Source organism: Corynebacterium sp. HMSC078A10 (assembly GCF_001811565.1).
Taxonomy (GTDB): Bacteria; Actinomycetota; Actinomycetes; order Mycobacteriales; family Mycobacteriaceae; genus Corynebacterium; species Corynebacterium hesseae.
Window position 1 is genome coordinate 61,599 of the sequence record NZ_KV805226.1, and the last position, 17,333, is coordinate 78,931.

Annotated in this window: 16 protein-coding genes, 1 tRNA gene, 1 other RNA gene and 1 pseudogene; 4 read left to right on the forward strand and 15 right to left on the reverse strand. The window is 61.6% G+C overall.

The window, feature by feature from the left end; translation table 11 throughout:
• Nucleotides 1–153: 153 nt before the first annotated feature.
• Nucleotides 154–1,443, forward strand: a complete 1,290-nt coding sequence (locus HMPREF2808_RS10715; RefSeq protein ID WP_070624626.1) for a Mur ligase family protein — start codon at nt 154–156, stop codon at nt 1,441–1,443.
• A complete protein-coding gene (locus HMPREF2808_RS10720) occupies nt 1,436–2,215 on the forward strand; it encodes a type 1 glutamine amidotransferase (RefSeq protein ID WP_070624627.1) in 780 nt (259 codons plus the stop codon). Before HMPREF2808_RS10715 ends, HMPREF2808_RS10720 begins: the two co-directional genes overlap by 8 nt.
• A gap of 23 nt (nt 2,216–2,238) precedes the next feature.
• On the opposite strand, the gene recR is transcribed toward HMPREF2808_RS10720, so the two are convergent.
• The 6 genes from recR to ffs form a co-directional block, all read right to left on the reverse strand.
• On the reverse strand, nt 2,239–2,895 hold the full coding sequence (gene recR, locus HMPREF2808_RS10725; protein ID WP_070624628.1) for a recombination mediator RecR: 657 nt from the start codon (nt 2,893–2,895) through the stop codon (nt 2,239–2,241).
• 114 nt (nt 2,896–3,009) lie between these two features.
• Nucleotides 3,010–3,390, reverse strand: coding sequence for a YbaB/EbfC family nucleoid-associated protein (locus HMPREF2808_RS10730; RefSeq protein WP_070524027.1), 381 nt, complete (start codon nt 3,388–3,390; stop codon nt 3,010–3,012).
• Nucleotides 3,391–3,447: 57 nt separating this feature from the next.
• On the reverse strand, nt 3,448–6,000 hold the full coding sequence (locus HMPREF2808_RS10735) for a DNA polymerase III subunit gamma and tau (protein ID WP_070624629.1): 2,553 nt from the start codon (nt 5,998–6,000) through the stop codon (nt 3,448–3,450).
• 32 nt (nt 6,001–6,032) lie between these two features.
• The gene (locus HMPREF2808_RS10740) at nt 6,033–6,614 is read right to left on the reverse strand and encodes a suppressor of fused domain protein (protein ID WP_246818572.1); all 582 of its coding nucleotides are present in this window, start codon (nt 6,612–6,614) and stop codon (nt 6,033–6,035) included.
• Nucleotides 6,595–7,866 carry an aspartate aminotransferase type Ic gene (locus HMPREF2808_RS10745; RefSeq protein ID WP_070624630.1) on the reverse strand — a complete coding sequence of 424 codons (1,272 nt, stop codon included), beginning with the start codon at nt 7,864–7,866 and terminating at the stop codon, nt 6,595–6,597. Before HMPREF2808_RS10745 ends, HMPREF2808_RS10740 begins: the two co-directional genes overlap by 20 nt.
• 81 nt (nt 7,867–7,947) lie before the next feature.
• An RNA gene (gene ffs, locus HMPREF2808_RS10750) (signal recognition particle sRNA small type) lies at nt 7,948–8,046 on the reverse strand.
• A 167-nt stretch (nt 8,047–8,213) separates the two neighbouring features.
• Between ffs and HMPREF2808_RS10755 the strand changes: the two genes are divergently transcribed.
• A tRNA-Ser gene (locus HMPREF2808_RS10755) sits at nt 8,214–8,302 on the forward strand.
• A 459-nt stretch (nt 8,303–8,761) separates the two neighbouring features.
• On the opposite strand, the gene HMPREF2808_RS13385 is transcribed toward HMPREF2808_RS10755, so the two are convergent.
• From HMPREF2808_RS13385 to gluQRS, 6 genes and pseudogenes are all read right to left on the reverse strand, one after another.
• Complete coding sequence (locus tag HMPREF2808_RS13385; RefSeq protein WP_128081864.1) at nt 8,762–9,004, reverse strand: hypothetical protein; 243 nt, start codon at nt 9,002–9,004, stop codon at nt 8,762–8,764.
• 142 nt (nt 9,005–9,146) lie between these two features.
• Nucleotides 9,147–9,617 (reverse strand): annotated as a pseudogene (locus tag HMPREF2808_RS10760) (IS256 family transposase); the annotation flags it as partial.
• Nucleotides 9,618–9,833: 216 nt separating this feature from the next.
• Nucleotides 9,834–10,199, reverse strand: coding sequence for a VOC family protein (locus tag HMPREF2808_RS10765; RefSeq protein ID WP_070624631.1), 366 nt, complete (start codon nt 10,197–10,199; stop codon nt 9,834–9,836).
• Nucleotides 10,200–10,480: 281 nt separating this feature from the next.
• Nucleotides 10,481–10,816, reverse strand: coding sequence for a hypothetical protein (locus tag HMPREF2808_RS10770; protein WP_070624632.1), 336 nt, complete (start codon nt 10,814–10,816; stop codon nt 10,481–10,483).
• 48 nt (nt 10,817–10,864) lie between these two features.
• A complete protein-coding gene (locus HMPREF2808_RS10775) occupies nt 10,865–12,436 on the reverse strand; it encodes a cation:proton antiporter (RefSeq protein WP_070624633.1) in 1,572 nt (523 codons plus the stop codon).
• A gap of 70 nt (nt 12,437–12,506) precedes the next feature.
• On the reverse strand, nt 12,507–13,439 hold the full coding sequence (gluQRS, locus tag HMPREF2808_RS10780; RefSeq protein WP_070624747.1) for a tRNA glutamyl-Q(34) synthetase GluQRS: 933 nt from the start codon (nt 13,437–13,439) through the stop codon (nt 12,507–12,509).
• 58 nt (nt 13,440–13,497) lie between these two features.
• Here gluQRS and HMPREF2808_RS10785 point away from each other — a divergent pair, with 58 nt between their 5' ends.
• Nucleotides 13,498–14,829, forward strand: coding sequence for a hypothetical protein (locus HMPREF2808_RS10785; RefSeq protein ID WP_070564253.1), 1,332 nt, complete (start codon nt 13,498–13,500; stop codon nt 14,827–14,829).
• A 25-nt stretch (nt 14,830–14,854) separates the two neighbouring features.
• Here the strand turns inward: HMPREF2808_RS10785 and HMPREF2808_RS10790 are convergent, their stop codons facing one another.
• The 3 genes from HMPREF2808_RS10790 to HMPREF2808_RS10800 are packed head-to-tail and all read right to left on the reverse strand — an operon-like array spanning nt 14,855 to nt 17,318.
• The gene (locus tag HMPREF2808_RS10790) at nt 14,855–15,352 is read right to left on the reverse strand and encodes a hypothetical protein (RefSeq protein WP_070562448.1); all 498 of its coding nucleotides are present in this window, start codon (nt 15,350–15,352) and stop codon (nt 14,855–14,857) included.
• A complete protein-coding gene (locus HMPREF2808_RS10795) occupies nt 15,349–16,359 on the reverse strand; it encodes a TRAFAC clade GTPase domain-containing protein (protein ID WP_070624634.1) in 1,011 nt (336 codons plus the stop codon). Before HMPREF2808_RS10795 ends, HMPREF2808_RS10790 begins: the two co-directional genes overlap by 4 nt.
• The gene (locus HMPREF2808_RS10800) at nt 16,359–17,318 is read right to left on the reverse strand and encodes a hypothetical protein (protein ID WP_070524550.1); all 960 of its coding nucleotides are present in this window, start codon (nt 17,316–17,318) and stop codon (nt 16,359–16,361) included. The genes HMPREF2808_RS10795 and HMPREF2808_RS10800 overlap by 1 nt, the downstream gene beginning before the upstream one ends.
• Nucleotides 17,319–17,333 lie beyond the last annotated feature (15 nt).

The window sequence follows — 17,333 nt, forward strand, 5'->3', positions numbered from 1 at the left end:
AACCGGAATAAGGGCGGCAACAAAGGGCGTCGGCGTCGCCGCCGCGGTGGACGCGGCCGTCGCAATAACGGTAACCAGCAGAACCAGCAAAACTCGGGACACAACCGCTCCCACAACACCGATAGCTAGCATCCCCCGACTACTCTGGGGAGCATGAATTTTAACTTCCGAAGCGCGTTTTCTTCCGCGCGCACCACGGTTGCAACCACCGCCGCGGCGTTGGCCACCACCGCCTCGCGCGCCACGGGCCGCGGCGCGGGCGGCATGATTGGCGGGCTCATCGCTAATGCCATTGATCCCACTATCATGCAGAACCTGGCCAAGCAGCGCCCAGCCGTCTTGGTCACTGGAACCAACGGCAAGTCCACGACCACGCGGATGCTCGCCGCAGCGGTACGCGCCGAGCACACCGTGGCCACCAATGATGGCGGCGACAACATGGATGCGGGAATCATCTCCGCGCTCCTCGCAGGCAAGGATGCGAGCCATCTGGTCCTTGAGGTGGACGAGCTTCACGTTCCCCACGTGGCGGACAACATCAACCCCACCGCGCTCGTGCTGCTGAATCTCTCCCGCGATCAGCTGGATCGCGTCGGTGAGATCAACAAGATTGAGCGCGCCCTGCGCGGCGCCGTCGAGGCCCACCCGGACATGCTCGTCATCGCCAACTGTGATGACGTCCTCATGACCTCCGTGGCATATGACGCAAAGAATGTCATTTGGGTGTCCGCGGGTGCCGGCTGGATGGGCGAATCCGTCACCTGTCCGCGCACCGGCGGCCACATCGTACGTGACGGTGAGGACTGGCGCGCGGTCAAGCCGCTTGCCGACGGCCGCGAGTTCCGCCGCCCCACCCCCACCTGGGCGGTGACGGAGGAGGGCATTGTGAGCCCGGGGGGCGTCGACAAGCTCAAGCTTGCTCTACCGGGACGGGCCAACCGCGGTAACGCCGCCCAGGCCGTCGCCGCTGCCGTGGAGGCCTTCGGCGTGGACCGCCACAAGGCTATCGCCGCTGCCGAAAGCGTCAACGACGTAGCCGGACGCTACTCCACCATCACGCTGGGCAAACGCGAAATCCGCCTGCTCTTGGCTAAGAATCCGGCCGGCTGGCAGGAGGCGCTGTCCATGGTGGACCGTGACGCCGATGGCTTGGTCATCGCCACTAACGGCCACGTGGCCGACGGTATTGATATGTCCTGGCTCTGGGACGTGCGCTTCGAGGATTTCGAAGGCATCCCCGTCAAGGCAGCCGGCGAGCGCGGCACGGATCTAGCCGTGCGTTTGGTCTATGCGGATATCTCGCACGAGCTCATTGCGGACCCGCTCACCGCTATTCAATCCTGTCCGGAAGGCCGCATCGAGGTTTTGGCCAACTACACCGCCTTCCGTGACCTGAAGAAGGCACTCACCGCCGCAGCAGCAAAGGAGCACTCGAATGACTAGCCTGCAGATTGGCCTCATCCTCCCGGACATCCTGGGCACCTACGGCGATGACGGCAACGCCCTAGTCCTGCGCCAGCGCGCCCGCATGCGCGGCCACGAGGCAGAGATCGTCCCCATCAAGCTGGGTGAGCCGGTGCCGGAATCCTTTGATGTCTACACCCTCGGCGGCGGCGAGGACACCGCGCAGATTCTCGCCGCGGAGCACCTCATCGCTGACGGTGGCCTCACCCGCGCTGCCTCCGCAGGTCGCCCGATTCTGGCAATTTGCGCGGGCCTGCAGGTACTCGGCGAATCCTTCCGTGCGTCCGGCCGCGTGGTGGATGGCGTGGGGCTTATCGACGCCACCACAGCCTCCATGGCCGAGCGCGCCATCGGCGAGGTAGCCACCGAACCCACCAAGGCCGGCATCACCGCTGAGCTCACCGAGCCACTCACCGGTTTTGAAAACCACATGGGTGCCACCATCCTGGGCCCTGCCGCCCAGCCGCTGGGAACGCTCACGCGCGGTACCGGTAACGCAGATACCGCCGCCATCCTGGACCTCTCCGACAAGGCCGTCCAGCGTGAAGCCGAGGGTGCGGTACAGGGCAGCGTCATCGCCACCTACATGCACGGCCCCGTCTTGGCGCGCAACCCGCAGCTGGCTGACCTTCTACTGGCCAAGGCCATGGGAGTCGCACTCAGCGAACTCGAGCCCTTGAACATCCCCGCCATTGATCAGCTGCGCACCGAGCGCTTTAGCGCCTCGGAGCCGCCGCGCTCGCAACGCTAGGGGCGCTCGGAGGCACCGCGCCGCTAGACCGTCAGGCGGCCGCTCAACGCACGCGAGAGCGTCAGCTCATCGACAAACTCAAGGTCGCCTCCCAGCGGCATGCCGGAAGCCAGGCGCGTGATCTTCAGTCCCGGGAAGTCTCGTAGCAAGCGCACGAGGTAAGCCGCAGTGGCCTCGCCTTCGGTGTTGGGATCGGTGGCGAGGATGACTTCGGTGATGTCCGGGGAGTCGTCGTACAGCGGCTCCTCGGGGGTGGAATCAGCAAGCTCTCGGTCCGGTAGTACGCCGCCGAGGCGCTGCAGCAGTTGCGTGATGTTGAGGTCTTTCGGGCCCACGTTCGCCAGCGGGTCGAGCGCGCCGCCCAGCACGTGGTAGCGGCCGTTATATTCGCCGGTGCGCTCGATGACCTGGATGTCCTTGGGTTCTTCCACCACGCAGATGGTGGAAGCATCGCGCTGCGAATTGATACAAATGCGGCAGACTTCCTCGCGCGAAATATTGCAGCAGATGCGGCAGAAAGTCACACCATCACGCACTGCCCCCAGCGCCTTCTGGAGGCGGTCGATCTCCTCCGGGTCTTGATGCAGAACGTGGAAGGCGATGCGTTGCGCTGACTTCGGGCCAATACCCGGCAGGCGCGAGAACTCATCGATGAGATCCTGCAGTGGTCCTTCAAACACGCAATGCTCCCCTCACTTAACAATCCCCACGACCTTGACGGCCGGAGACACAACAAAAGGCCGCGCCGCCCTCCGTGAAGAGAGCAACAACGGCCTTTAAGTCTAACGCGCGGCTTACTGGTTACCGCCGAAGACATCCTGGATGGACGGACCATCATAGTTTTGCTGGGACTGGCCCATCCCCTGGGACAGCGGGCCAATCTTCTCCTGTGCCAGGCGGCCAGCTGCGGCGTGAGCCTCCTTGAAGGCACCGACGATGAGGTCCTGGAGGGTATCGATGTCCTCCGGGTCCACCACGGACTTATCAATGGAGATGCTCTGCAGCTCAGCGCCACCGGTCATGGTGACCTTCACCAGGCCATTGCCTGCGCTGCCCTCGACGGTGGCGGCCAGGATTTCCTTCTGTGCCTTTTCTAGTTCAGCCTGGACGCGAGCGGCCTGCGCCAGGATCTCGTTCATGTCATTTGCCTGCTGCATCGGATCGTTCTCAGTCATGCTAAAAGTCCTTTCGTGCGGTTATTTTCACTACGCGCCAAGTGTACAGATGCCGCGCTACAGTCGCCGCGCTCCCAACTCCTGCGCGAGGAGCTCCATGGCGACCTCCGTGGCGTTGCGGTGGTCCATCTCTCCGGCGCTCTGCGCGGCCTCCATCATCTCGCGTTCCTCATCCGCGCGGGTGTACTCCGGCTGCGGTGCGGGCGCATGCTGGGGCGCTGACTGCTGCGACGAAACAGACGCGTGGCCTGCGCTTTCCGAAGCCCCATTCGCCCCCGCCGGCGGGCCGTACTCCTCCGGTGGGGCCTCGAACTCGCCTTCGTCCGGGCCCGGCTCCGGCGGCAGCGGAACGCCGTTGCCGAACTTGGGAACCTTGGAAAACTCTTCATCGCGTTGGGCTGCGACCTGGGTCGCCTGCGCGATGCGTGATCGCCATTGGCTGCCACGGGCCTCCCTCTTTGGGGGCACCGCCGCCCCGCGCGGGGCGGCCTCCGACCGCTGTGGTTCTGCCGGCGGGCGCGAGTCTGCCTTCTCGCGCACACCGTGCTGGGGCTGGGGTTGCTCCTTCGTCGTTTCAGACGACGGAGCCTGCTGCCCGATTTGGCGCGGCGCGCCCCATGGATCATCGCTGGCGTTGTTGGGTTCCTTCGCTGCCGGACTCTCTGCCTCCTCGTCGGGCTCGGCGGCCTCACGTTGCGGTTGGTTGGGATTCCACTGGGTGCGCTGGGTGGGCTCTGGCACCGTGAAACCGTGCGCCTTCGGGTCGGTACCGATAACACACGTGACCTTCAGTTCTCGGCTGAGCTTTTCCTTGAGGACAGTCACGATGACCTCATTGGTGCCTGGTGAATTGATGCGTTCAGCCAACGCGCCCGTGGTGTGTCCAAGGACGAGAGTCTCATCCCGCACGCCGAGGACACGGGCTTCGGCGAGCATGATTTCAGCGACCTTATTACGCCGCCCAATCGTGGCGCGCAGATCAGACCATCGCCCGCGAATCTCCGCGGCGAGGTCTTGCGGTTGCTCAGGCTCAGACTGCTGTTCTTGCGTCTTTTCTTGAGCCTGTTCTTGCCGTTCGTGTTGTACCGGCTGTTCTGCTTGCTCCGCGTGCTGCGGTTGTTCGCGCTGCTCCTGTTGCTGGTGATCCGGTTGCTGTTGGCCCTGTTCCGGCTGCGGATCAGGCTGTGCTTCCGGCTGTGCAGGGCGCTCCGGTGCCGGAGGTTGTGAAACCTCGGGAGCTGGAGTCTGCTGCGCCTGCTGGGCTGCTTCTTGAGCCCTGTCGGCCTGCTGTGGTTGCTGCTGTGCTTGTTGCTGCTGGGCCTCCTGCTTCGCTGCCTGACGGCTGCGACGCTGCGCGATGATGGCCGCGGCAGCGGCCGCCGGATCCTGTGCGCTGGCGACCGCAGATGGCTGGCGCTGCGCAGGCGCGGAGCCCTGCCCCGCGGGTGCGGAAGGCTGTGCCCCCGCACCTTGCGGCAAGGCACTGGGTACCTGACCGGCAGCTGCCGCCGCGGGGGCGGAGCCAACGATCAAGTGGGCACAGAGGATTTCTAGAAGTAGGCGCGGGGACGTCGCACCTCGCAGGGAGGACACGCGCTCGTTGACGGTTTCCGCCAGGTAGGCCAGCTGCGGACCGGAGAAACGCTGCGCCTGGGCGGTAAGGACCTCCCCGCGATCAGTCGGCGCCGAGACCAGACCTTCCTCCAATGCGGAGGGCACGGCTTGCAGGATCATCAGATCCCGCAAGCGATCCAACAGGTCGATGGCAAAACGGCGAGGTTCGTGGCCGGCTTCAATGACATCGTCGACAAGCCGGAAAAGCCCCGCCTTGTCCTGACTAGCCAGGGCATCCACCGTATTATCCAGCAACCCCACGTCCGTGACACCCAGAAGCGGGCGGGCTACCTCGTAGGTCAAGCCATCGGGGCCCGCACCCGCCAACAGCTGGTCAAGGATGGACAAGGTATCACGCGGCGAACCCCCGCCAGCCTGGATGACCATGGGGTACACGGTGTCATCCACGTGGACGTTCTCCGAGGCCACGGTGCGCTCCAGCAGCCCCTTCATCGCCGGCGGGGTCAGCAGACGGAAGGGATAGTGGTGGGTACGCGAGCGGATGGTGCCGATGATCTTCTCCGGCTCCGTCGTGGCGAAGATGAAGATGACGTGCTCCGGCGGCTCCTCGACAACCTTGAGCAAGGCATTCGCACCGGAGGCAGAAATCATGTGGGCCTCATCGATGATGAAGATGCGGTAGCGCGACTCCGCCGGCGCGTAGTAGGCGCGGTCACGCAACTCGCGCATATCCTCCACACCGTTGTGGGAGGCGGCGTCGAGCTCCGTGACGTCGAGGTTGCCCGGACCACCCGGGGCCAGCGAGACACACGAATCGCACACACCGCACGGCGTTGAGGTTGGCCCCTGCTCACAGTTCAGCGAGCGGGCCATGATGCGCGCCGACGACGTCTTTCCGCAGCCACGCGGGCCGGAAAAGAGGTACGCATGGTTAATGCGCCCTGCGTCGAGGGCGGCGGATAAAGGCGTGGTGACCTGCTCTTGGCCTACCACTTCCGCGAAGGTTGCTGGACGATATTTCCGGTAAAGAGCCACGGTTAGTCAGTGTAGCGTCTCAACCCGACACATCACTCTGAGCGCTTCCAATCCAGCAGATCGATGCCTTGTTCAGCCACCGCTTGTTGCAGCGCCGGCACGCCTTCCTCAACGGCGTAGGCATACTCGGCATCGCTTAGCATGAGCAATTGGCACACCAGCGTCAGGCGCTCCTTTTCCGCCAGCTGCGGGGTCTGTCCGCCCCACAGGTATGGGGCGATGAGCATGCCATGGCGCACGCTGAAATGAGCGAAGCGCTCGTCATCCTCCGCAAAAAGCTTGGGCAAGAGCAAGCCCGGCTGCGCGGGCAGCAACCCTGCGGCTTGTTTAAGCAATGCCGCTGCCGCACTCACCGCAGCGGCAACCTCCGGTTGGCCGGTGCGTGCAACGGTGAGCAGTTCGCAGCGCACATCGATCCCCTGCTCGGCATGCGCCAGCCCGGTATCGACATCGGCAAAGCCACACGTGACCGCGAGGGACTGCTCACCCTCCAGCGAGGCTAAGCCCAAACGCTGCCCCTCGACATTTTTAAACTCGAGGTCAGCCGGGATGATCTGGTCGAGCCAGTAGGCCGTCTCGTCGGAGTTGATTGCCTTATGCCCCCAGCTTCTCAAGTGCGGCGAGCAGCACGCAGGTGGCCACGCCATCCATTGCTGCCTCGACTTCTTCCTGCGGCGGCAGGGACGGCGCCAAGCGAATGTTGTGGTCCTTGGCATCCTCACCGTACGGGAAGGCAGAGCCAGCCTGGGTCAGGAGAATGCCGGCGTCACGGGCCAGCTCCCACACGCGGGTGGCGGTGCCCTCCATCACGTTGAGGGAGATGAAGTAGCCGCCCTTGGGGTGGGTCCAGTCCGCAATCTCATGGTGGGTGAGGTTCTTATCCAGGATGCGAAGAACCGCCTCGAACTTCGGCGCCAGCAGCGCAGCGTGGCGGCGCATAACCGCGCGCACGCCTTCGGCGGAACCGAAGAACTCGTAGTGCGCAAGCTGGTTGATCTTGTTCGGGCCAATGCCGCGGATACCAGCGTGCTCCAGGTACCACTCGAGGTTGTCTTCGGAGGAACCGAAGAAGCTCACTCCGGAGCCAGCGAAGGTGATCTTCGACGACGAGGACATAGCCCAGAAGCGGTCCGGGTTTCCTTCCTGTTCCGCAATCTCCAGAATCGGCAGAACCTCCGGGAAGTCCTCGGTCAGCGTGTGCACGGCATAAGCGTTGTCCCACACGATGCGGAAGTCCGGTGCGCCGGTCTCCATCGCAGCGAGGCGGCGGGTCTTCTCTTCAGAGATGACGGCACCCGTGGGGTTGGAGAACATCGGCACAACCCACATGCCCTTAACCTGCGGGTCCTTGGCCAGCTCCTCGACTGCTTCGATGTCCGGGCCATCTTCTTCCATCGGCACCGTAACCAGCTCGAAGCCGAAGGATTCCGTGATGGCAAAGTGGCGGTCATAACCCGGGGTAGGGCAGAGCCACTTGATGGTCTCTTCCTTGGACCACGGCTTCTCAGAGCTGTTGGTGCCAAAGGTGTAGGCCCACAGGATGAGGTCATACATGATGTTCAGGGAGGAAGAATCCGCCGCGACGAGGAGCTCTGGGTCCATGTTGGTGAGCTTGCCCCACAGATCGCGCAGCTCCTTGATGCCCTTCTGGTTGCCGTAGTTGCGCAGGTCATTGCCTGCGGCATCGGTGTAGTGACCACGGCCCGGCAGGACGAGCAGGTCATTAGACAGATCCAGCTGGGCCTTGGACGGCTTACCGCGGGTCAAGTCAAGATCCAACCCCTCAGCCTTGAGGGCCTCGTAGTCCTTGCGCACCTGCGCGGCAAGCTCATCAAGCTCGGACTTTTCAAGATTAAGAAGAGACATCCGTCTTCCTTCCGGGACGTAGTGCGGGCATATGGCAACCATACTAACGCCCCGTCACATCCCCCGTGTGATGGCATACATACAAAAAGGGGACCCCGCGCACCCGCCAGAGCCTCCTGACCCTTGCTGCATTCCTGCCCTGGGGGAGTTCAGAGGATGGACGCCACGCGGAATCCTGCGGTCTAGCCTAGCGCGCCTTGCTTGTCGACGCCAAACCGCTCCCCCGCCACCCAACTCCCCACTCCGCTTCCAAGCGCACTCCCCACCTCAAACCACTAAATTCTTAAGTTTTCGGCCCTGACCTGGCGATTTTGCTTCATTAGGGGGCTCATGTAATGTTTTCCAGCGGAGGATTCGACTAGCGGCCTATGTCACACGCCTGGAACGCGTGCGGGAGTCACATCCCTCAGGGGTTCAAATCCCCTATCCTCCGCCATTAGGAAGTCCCCTGGATGTCATCATCCAGGGGACTTTTCTTCATGCGCAGGTGGCCGATTCTAGCGGTCGTGGAAACACGGTTTTAGATTTCGTTGGCATAGCCTTGGAGTTCGGCCATTTCTTCGGCTGGTATTGCAGATCCTAGGGTTGCGCGTGGTCTTCTTCTTAACCACGTAGGCCGAGTTTCCCGCAGTCGTAGGCGACTATTGTCGATACGACTGCGGACAGCGAGATATCCCATGAGCTGTTTGGCTAAGAGGTAGCCAGGAATGGGTGGAACATTTGTGATCATGTCGACCGTGCTGTCGCATGGTATCTCTTCCGAAATCGCCTACGCCTTGCCGCTAGGGGCTTCTACGTGCTTGAGCTGACAGACAACAACCGGCAAGGCGCTACCTCAGCCTTCAATGAGTCGGCGTCCTTCTATATGACAAAACCTAGACTGAGCATATCCCTATTACTCTTTACTTCTCCTTTTAGCTGATGCAGCAACTGAAAGAGCTATTCCTAGAAGGGCCATAGGAAGCCCAAGATTAGTAAGCCGAGTTTCCCAAAATAAGCCCGCTATACACAACAAAGCGCCTGCAATGAGAATGACAAGGGTAAAGACTTTAAATAGTTTCATTTCCGCATCTTCCTTACAACTTCCGTCATCGCCCGAAGGCAGGAATCCCCACGAGAATAACAATTCTTTACTCACAATTGATCCCCCCCACCTAAATTTGGAACTTTCGTATACTCTTCTCGGGTTCTATGGCTTGAAGAGTGCATGAAAGAGAAAATAGGTGTGTGCCATTAGTCGGCACTGTGGAACCCAACCACCGATCAGCAAAGGTTCACTCCCCCGACCCGTCGGTGGTAACGATGTACGATTCCGCGATTTTGTCGAGCAGTTTCAGGTACTCGTTTGAGCTTTCACGCAGGCACCAATGTCGGGCGATGACGTGCGTTTCGGTGCAGGCTACCAGCAGGCATTTCTTGTGAAAGTAGGTGCCGTCGATAAAGACCTGGTCATAGACACGATAGGGATCTGCTGCTGTTGGCACGATGATAAACCACAGCAGCTTAAACCACCGGGTCAAAGTCCGCCTTGTTATCCCAAGGCGTTTGGCCAAGTGGTCTGCGGATTCCCCAGAAAGGACCCAGTCAATAAAAGATTTTAAAATGCCGAATCTCACTGGTGTGCGCGGGTGTTAATCGATGAAAACGTTGCACTGAGGGCATAGCCGGCCTTGGGGTCCTGCCGCAGTTTTGTTGTTCTTAACCAGAAAGTGGCCGCACATGTCACACGACGGCCGATTCCTATTAGCAATAGGAATTGGCATTACCGCACCAGCAGCAGTCCTCCCACCACAGGTCTATGGCTATCCGATGTCGATTTCACCGATCAGGCTGTTGGAACCGATTCAAAATCAAGATCACCGTATTATCCCAGGCTGCCTTGGGAATCCGTATCGGTTTATCCACACGAAAAGTCCCTTAAGCCGTTAATTCTCAGAAGCCGATTTCTGCGAAGCAGCAAACTGATTTCACCACGTATAGAACTCCAGAATGTTTCCGTCTGGATCCGAAATGTAGGCGGAATAAGAACCCCATGGCATTTTCTTGGGTGAGGCAGAAGCCTCGCGATAGGAATCTGGAAGTTGACCCCAATACTCGTCGACGTCCTCGACAGAGAATTGGATTACTGCTCCGCCGGGGGTTGCCGGACTAGTGTTAGTGGCTGAAGCAAAAACTGAAGAATCGAATACGCCAATTACGCTGTCATCAAACGACACTTCAAAATATCCTTCTTCAACAGACAATGGCTTTGCTTCGGAGTTTGGAAGTTGATGGTAGAACTCCCATGAGGCTTCGATATTGCGGATCAAGATGGTCAAATGATCGAATCGCATGTTTGGCATAACCTTTCTCGCTGCGCCAAGGATTAGTTGCGATTATTCCAAATACCCTTTGCACCTGTGCGGTGTTAGGAATCGAGGCTATTGGATTCTTCATGCGGTGACTTTGAGCCTTCAAGCAAAGGAACCAAAGTAAAGGCACCATTTGCGGGGCCTAGGATGGAAAACCCCAGGTGATTGCATGCGGAGTTTCGCATAAGGTGTCAGTACTTTGGTTCCTTTGTGGCTGGGCACTCGAGCTGGGCGCCTCATCGAACGCCCACAGCTGCACACCCCTAATCGAACTCGGGGGCCGCGAAACCGTCTTCCTTGAGCCACTCCACGTGCGGCGGGGTGTTCATGCCCCATTCCGTGCGGGCAAGCAGGAAGGCCTCCTTCACCTCGGCCTCGCCATAGCCGCCATCGCGCAAGAACTGGCGGAAACCGCGGGGGCCAGGTTCTTTGATCCACAGCCAGACGTAGTCTTCCAGGGTGTGGTCGCCCAAGATGTCTTCCATGCCTTCTGGCAGCAGCTCACGCCCGGCGCGCACGCGCTCCTCCAAGTCAGCGTCGAAGAAGTCGTAGAGGTAATCCAGGCCGTCTTCCATCTGGGCGTACTCATAGGCGTCCATTGATTCGCTCCTCTCGCCACCATTCTTAGTCACGGATCAGCACTCCCCTCAACTGTGTTTCTTTGCGCCGAGGGACATCCGATCGACGTCGGCAAGCACTTCGTCCACAATCATCGGGTTGAATTCCCTATCGCGGCGCAGGCGCAGCAACTCTTGCTGGGCGCCGGCGAGGGCTGTTCGCCGTGCCGCGAGGGCCACCTCACGGGCCTCGATGGCCATGCGCAGACGAGTTGTAGCGTCCTCACCATCCTCGTCTTCGCCGAGGCGGTCCTCAAACCATTGGGCAATATTTGCCGCAGTGTCGGGGTCCAGTTCCTCATACTTCGCGCGCATCGCAGCAATGCCGGCTTTACGCGCGCGGGAGGTAATGGTCGCGCGCATCTTATCCGTGGCTGCCTGCGAATACGTGGTGAGGTCGAGCTGACGCATAAGCCACGGCAGCAACAGGCCGGGAATCACCATGGTCATGAGCAGCACCACGAGGGCGATAACGGTCAACTCGTTGTAGAAGCTCAATCCACTCGGAACAGACAGAACCAGCGCAAGAGTCACCAAACCGCGCATGCCGGACCACGTCATAAGCAGCACTTCTTGCAGGCGCAGCGGCGCCAGGCGTGGCTTCCCGCGGCGCCTATTAATGAGATAGAAGGCGTACATCCACACCAAGCGCACGAGGAAAGCAACAACGGACAGGATGACGCCGATGATGACCGCATGCCAGAGGTCCGCGCCCGCGGCGTCGATGGCGCTGAACACGGTCAGGCCGATGAGGCCGAAAGCCACGCCCGTGAAAAGCAGCTCAACGGTCTCCCAGAATGACTGGCCGGAGAGGCGGTCCTCCGCCTGAATCGGTGCGCGGGAGTGCAGTTCCACCGCGGCAATCACCACCGCGATGACACCGGAGGCACCGAGTTCCTCCGCGGCGATGTACACGGCAAAAGGAATCACCCACGTCAAGGCATTGCGAGCGACAACCTCGTGAACCGCGCCGACGAACCACGAAGACACGCGCCCCACGACGAGCCCGAGGATGGCGGCTACAGCCGCGGAGTAGAGGAAACGCGTCACCGCTTCCCCGGCGTGCATCTCACCCGAACTCGTCACGGCTTCCAAGGCGAGGTGGAAGGCCACAATAGACGCGGCATCATTAAACAGGCCTTCGATCTGCAGCACGGAAATGATGCGCCGTGGGATACCGGCAGGTTCTGCCACGGCCTCGACGGCCACCGGATCCGGCGGGGCAATCGCGGCGCCGATAAGGATGGCGGCAGCTAGCCCCAAGCCTGGCATGAATGCGCGAGCAGTGAATCCCACCGCAAGGGTCGTAGCCACCACAAGCAGCACGGACAGAGCCAGGATGGTCATCCACTGCTCACGAATAACACCCCACGATGTCCTCCTTGCCAGCGCCCACAGCAATGGCGGCAAGAAGATCGGAAGAATGAGGTCGGCGGGCACGGCGAACTCGAATGTGCCATTCGAAAAAGTGGCGTATACCGAAACCGCCACCGCCGTGAGGATGGTCAGAAGCGCTGGCCAGGGAAGCCCGAGCTTGTCCCCCACCGCCATGACGATGACGGTCAACAGCATCAGGCCAATAAGGACAAATAAAACTTCCATACGCACTTCTTTCCCCGTTTAAGTTTTTCTGTTCTCAGACTACCGTTGCGTGGCCGGCGAGGGAGAGCAGTTACACAGCGCCATCCCAGACGAAGGCCTCCCGCGATAGCTTCTCCGGCTGAAACTGTTGGCACAGCTCCTGCACGGAAGAGGCCTCATACCCTAAGGATTGGGCCAAGAGCTTGACGACGTCCCCCGCATCCCTACCGTGCCCCTCGAGCAGCTGACGCAGGGTCACCGCCCCATCGCGCTTGGACAAACGCACGCCCTCAGCGTTGAGCACGAGCGGCACGTGAACGAACTCCGGCTCCGGATAGCCCAGCTTGTGCGCGAGGTAGGCCTGGCGTGGGGCAGAAGACAGCAAGTCATCACCGCGCACGATCTGATCGACGCCTTGGAAGGCATCGTCGACGACAACCGCCAGGTTATAGGCCCAGTCCATGCCCTGGTTCGGATCCGCCGGGGGCTGGCCGCCGCGGCGCAGGATGAAATCATCCACCTCGCCGGTGTACTCGCCGGCGAGGGCGTCGTGGATGGTGAAGGAGGAAGCGTCGGCACGCAGACGTATGGCTGGCACGCGGTTCTGAGCGGCGAGTTCGGCGCGTTTGGCGGCGCGCTGATCGTCGCTAAGCTCGCGGCACGTCCCCGGGTACTGCCCAGGGATAGCATGCGGCGCGCGGGAGGCTTCCTGGATGTCCTTGCGCGAGCAATAGCACTCGTAGGTAGGAAGCTGCGCCAGGGCCTCCTCATAAGCCGCGTAGCGATCCTGCTGGTAGATGACTTCCCCGTCCCAGTCCAGGCCGAGCGCGGCGAGGTCCTCCAGCTGGCGCTGCGCCGCCTCCCGCGAGGAGCGCTGCGTATCGATGTCCTCCACGCGCACAAGGAAGCGGCGCCCGCTGCTCCGGGCGTAGAGCCAGGCGAGCAACGCCGTGCGCAGGTTACCCAGGTGAAGATCGCCGGACGGGCTCGGGGCGTAGCGTCCGGCGGGGCTAAGAGAATCCATGGCCACCAGTCTACGAGGAGCCCCGCGCGCACCGGAGTCCTCTACTAGACTCTCCCCCATGGCTTCTGATGCGACGTATCCCCTGCTTGATTCTGCCGACGCCGAAAAAATGCTCGCCTATGCGCGCGCCCAGGCTCCCGGGCTTTCTCTTCCCACCGATGAGTCCGCCCACATTGATGAGCAGATTAGCCGAGTACTCGCAGATGATACTTTCCTAGGCAGCCTGGAAGATGCCGTTCCCGCCGCCCTCTATTTGGAGGCCCGGGAGACCCTCCGCGTGGCCGCCGGCACCATCAAGAACGTCGACGATTCCTTCACCATTGCCGCACTCGGCGCGCTGACCGGACAGCCATCGCTGGTGGCCGCAGGCTATACCCGCGTCGCCCGCGCATGGCTGGATCACAACGACACCGAGGAAGCAGAGAAGTTCGCCGCCAAGGCAGCCGCGGCTGGAGATGACACGGCGTTGAATGAGATTGCCGCCGCCCGCATCGCAGCAAGCCACAAGGACTTCTCCGAGTCCGCCCCCGCCAGCGTGGATGCTTCAGCCGACGCCAATAGCCCATCCTCGAACTTCGGCAACAGCGTCTCGCTGGCCGAGCTCCAAGAGCGCCTAGAATCCGCCAAGAGCGGCGAAGCGAAAACACACGCTGCTGAATTCGTGGCTATCAACGACGCCGTGACCGCAGGAGAATTCGACGGCGCAGGGGCCACGATGGGGGATATCCTCCGTACCATCCTCGAATCCGCCGTAGGCGCGCTGTGGGCATCAGACTCTGCCGCCGACTGCGAGCGCGTTGCTGCGCAATCCTTCACCATCCTGTCCAACGCACGCGCGGATGAGGAATACCAGCAGCTCCCGGCACCGATGCTGGCCCGCTTTTACAGCGATGCTGCACAGCACTCCGCTGCGGATGTGGAGCAGCGCGTGGCCTGCTTCACCGCTGCTGCCCGCGAGTTTCAGCGCTACGGAGACCTCGACGGCGAGCTCCGTTCGATTCTCAAGACCGTGACCCTCGACGTACAACACCGCGCCCCTGAGGAAGCCTATGACATCCTGGCCTCCCGCTACGTGGATTCACTCAAGCTCCAGAGCCTGCCCGTATCGGCCAAATGGACCGTCCTTTATTCTGAAAGCCTGCTTTTACAGGCGCAGGACATGTACAAATCCAAGCAGGTCTTGCTCAATTTCTTAGACCGGCACCCTGACACCGAGGCCACGACACCTTCGGAGCACAACGCCCTCGCGGAAGTCGCCGAGCTCCTAGGTGATCGCCACGCCTCCACCGGCAAGGCCGACCTCGCTCGCAGCATGTACTTCTTGGCGTACAACCTGTTTGAAAAGGCCCACAATGTCCGCGCGCTCGAGGAGCTACGCAAGAAGGCCTAGGCCCCGCGATGCACGAGGCCTAGCCTCATCGCGCCTGGCCGCCGAACCACTGCCGGTTCGCCGGCAGCCACAGCAGCACAATGACCACCGCCGATGCGATGGACGCGGGCATGACCGAACTCGCCGGAATGAGCAGCACCACGATGGCGCTGATAACGGTCAGCGCAATCCGCGCGGACTGCTGCGCGTGCAGGACATAGGTGGTGAGGACGCACACCAAAAGAACCAGCGCGCCAAGCGCTACTCCCAGCTCGGTGGAAAGCTGGTCCGTGCGGGTTACCGCCGCCGGACTGTTTTCAAAGGCAATGAGCCGGCAGATGTTGTAGACGGTGTAGCTCGTGATGAAGACCTCCAGCACCGCTGCGATCTTCAACGGCCACGGGGCCCATTGCGCCTTCATATCGGCCGCGCGGCGGGCCTGGCGGACGGTGTCGCTGACCTGCCCATAGCGATAGTCCGGCGCGGGTGCAGCAGGCGAGCCTGGCTGTGGGGTTCCTGGGGACTGCGGGTTGCCGAAGGTCATGACACATCCTCAGCAAAGACGCCGCGTTGACTCAGCAACCAGCGGATGGGATCCAGAACGCGATAGGGCGCAATGCCGCTGCGGGCTAGCTGGCGGCCCGTCGGGGCCTCACCCAACGCCGAGGTCACGAAGAAACTACCGCCACTCGGCGCTGCCGAATAGATCTTGTTGATGAGGTCGTTGGCACCCAGGAAGCGCAACAGCGATTCGGCTTCGAGGTGAACCATCCAGCGGTCCGAATCGCGGAAATTCCACCCGGTATCCCGGCGGAAGGCGGAGCCGCGGTTGGCCATGAGCTTCTTCCAGCGCACGTCATCGACTTGTTCCAGCTTCTGCACCGTGTCGAACTTCGAGATGGTCACGGCCAGCGGCGGCGGAGTATCCGTGTCGAGCAACGCCAGTAGGTTATCCAGGACCCGCAAGGAATCCGCACCGAGCTCACCAATATTGGGGATCAGCCCATGGATAAAATCCTGAATCTGTTGCACGCGCAGCGGGTCAAAGAGGAAGATCACCAAATCTGCGTGGGAGAAGAACGCAAGATTCTCGCGGTCGGCTTCGTTCTCCGGCGGGTTCTCCAGGTCCTCGCCCGCAACGTCGCGGAAGACCAAGTAATTCATGCGCTCACGGCCCTGCTCATCGGGCCACTTGCCGAGCTCAAAAATCAGCGGATCGCGCTGGTAGGCGTCGGTAGCCACCGCGCTCGGCGTGGGGTCCATGGCCCGCATCTCCTCAAAGAGCGGCTTTTCATATACCTCCGCGTAGCGCTCCCGGGTGGATTCATCCGCCGCTTGCACGGAGCGGTTGTGTTTGTGCGCCAGCTGCTTGAGCTGCTTAATCATCACCGCGGTATACAGCGACTTACCGGAGTTACGCGCGCCCGCCATGGCAACGCAATGCGTCACGGCGTCGGTCCATCCCTGCGGCAACTCCCGGTTGGTGTACGGGCTCACCGTCACACCATCCTCGAGCGGTTTAAAGGTCCACGGGCAACGTGCCTGGGTCATTAGTTCCTCTCCTTCAGCATGGCGGTGACGCGGTCAGTCAATTCCGAAAGCTCAGTGTTGGCTCCGGATTCGAGCTGCTTGACGACGTCCCCGTCGATCACCGCATAGGCCACATGAGCCGGAGTCCCGTTGATGCGCGCGAGCTCGAGCTCCTGGCGGCCGATGGCGCTGGTGATGAGTACAACGGTGGGCACCTGGGTCTCCAGCATGGAGGCCACGGGAGAATCGGTGATGTAGATGACCAGCGAGGACGTGGAGGTGAGAGTCGGCAAGCGCCACGGCCGCTGGCCTACGCGCTCCGCGCCACTATCAATCACACCCGCGATGAAACGGGTGAGCTCATCCACCTTATGGGTCTCGATGCTGTCCTGCCCGTCAGTGGCGCGGAAGTGCCGGAAAGCATCTGAGAGCGCATCGATGTACTTAGCGGCCGCTTCAATGATCTTCGGAGTGACGTTGACCTGCATGGAGGCAGAGCCATCGATGACCACGGTGACATCATCGAGGCCAGCGACATCCAGCTCCGCGCGGCGCATTTTGGAACGCACCTCGCGGGCGGAATCTGTGATTCCGGCGCCCTCGGTCGTGCCGAATGCTTCCAAGAGGTAGCTCCCAGATTCCGGGGTGACCTCGGCGAGGCGTTCGGCGGAGTCCTCGGCGGCGTCGATAAGCACGCGCGGGAACGTCACCGAATCACCGGCGTTGCTTACCGTCAGGCGCACCTCGCTGCGCAGGCCGAAGGTCCCATTCCGCTTGGGGCGTACGACGATGGTGGCGCGCTCAGGCAGGGAGTGCACCATGATGGAGAGGTCGTGGACGCGCACGGCATCAACGCCTTCTCCCATAATCGCCAGCTCCATCGAGGCGCCGCCAGTTCCCATCTCGAAGGCTTCAACGCGCAGGATGCCGTCTGAGCCGATGCGGCGGGACTCTCCGTCCCGCAGTGTGTATTTAGCCATGACGCTTCTTCCCTT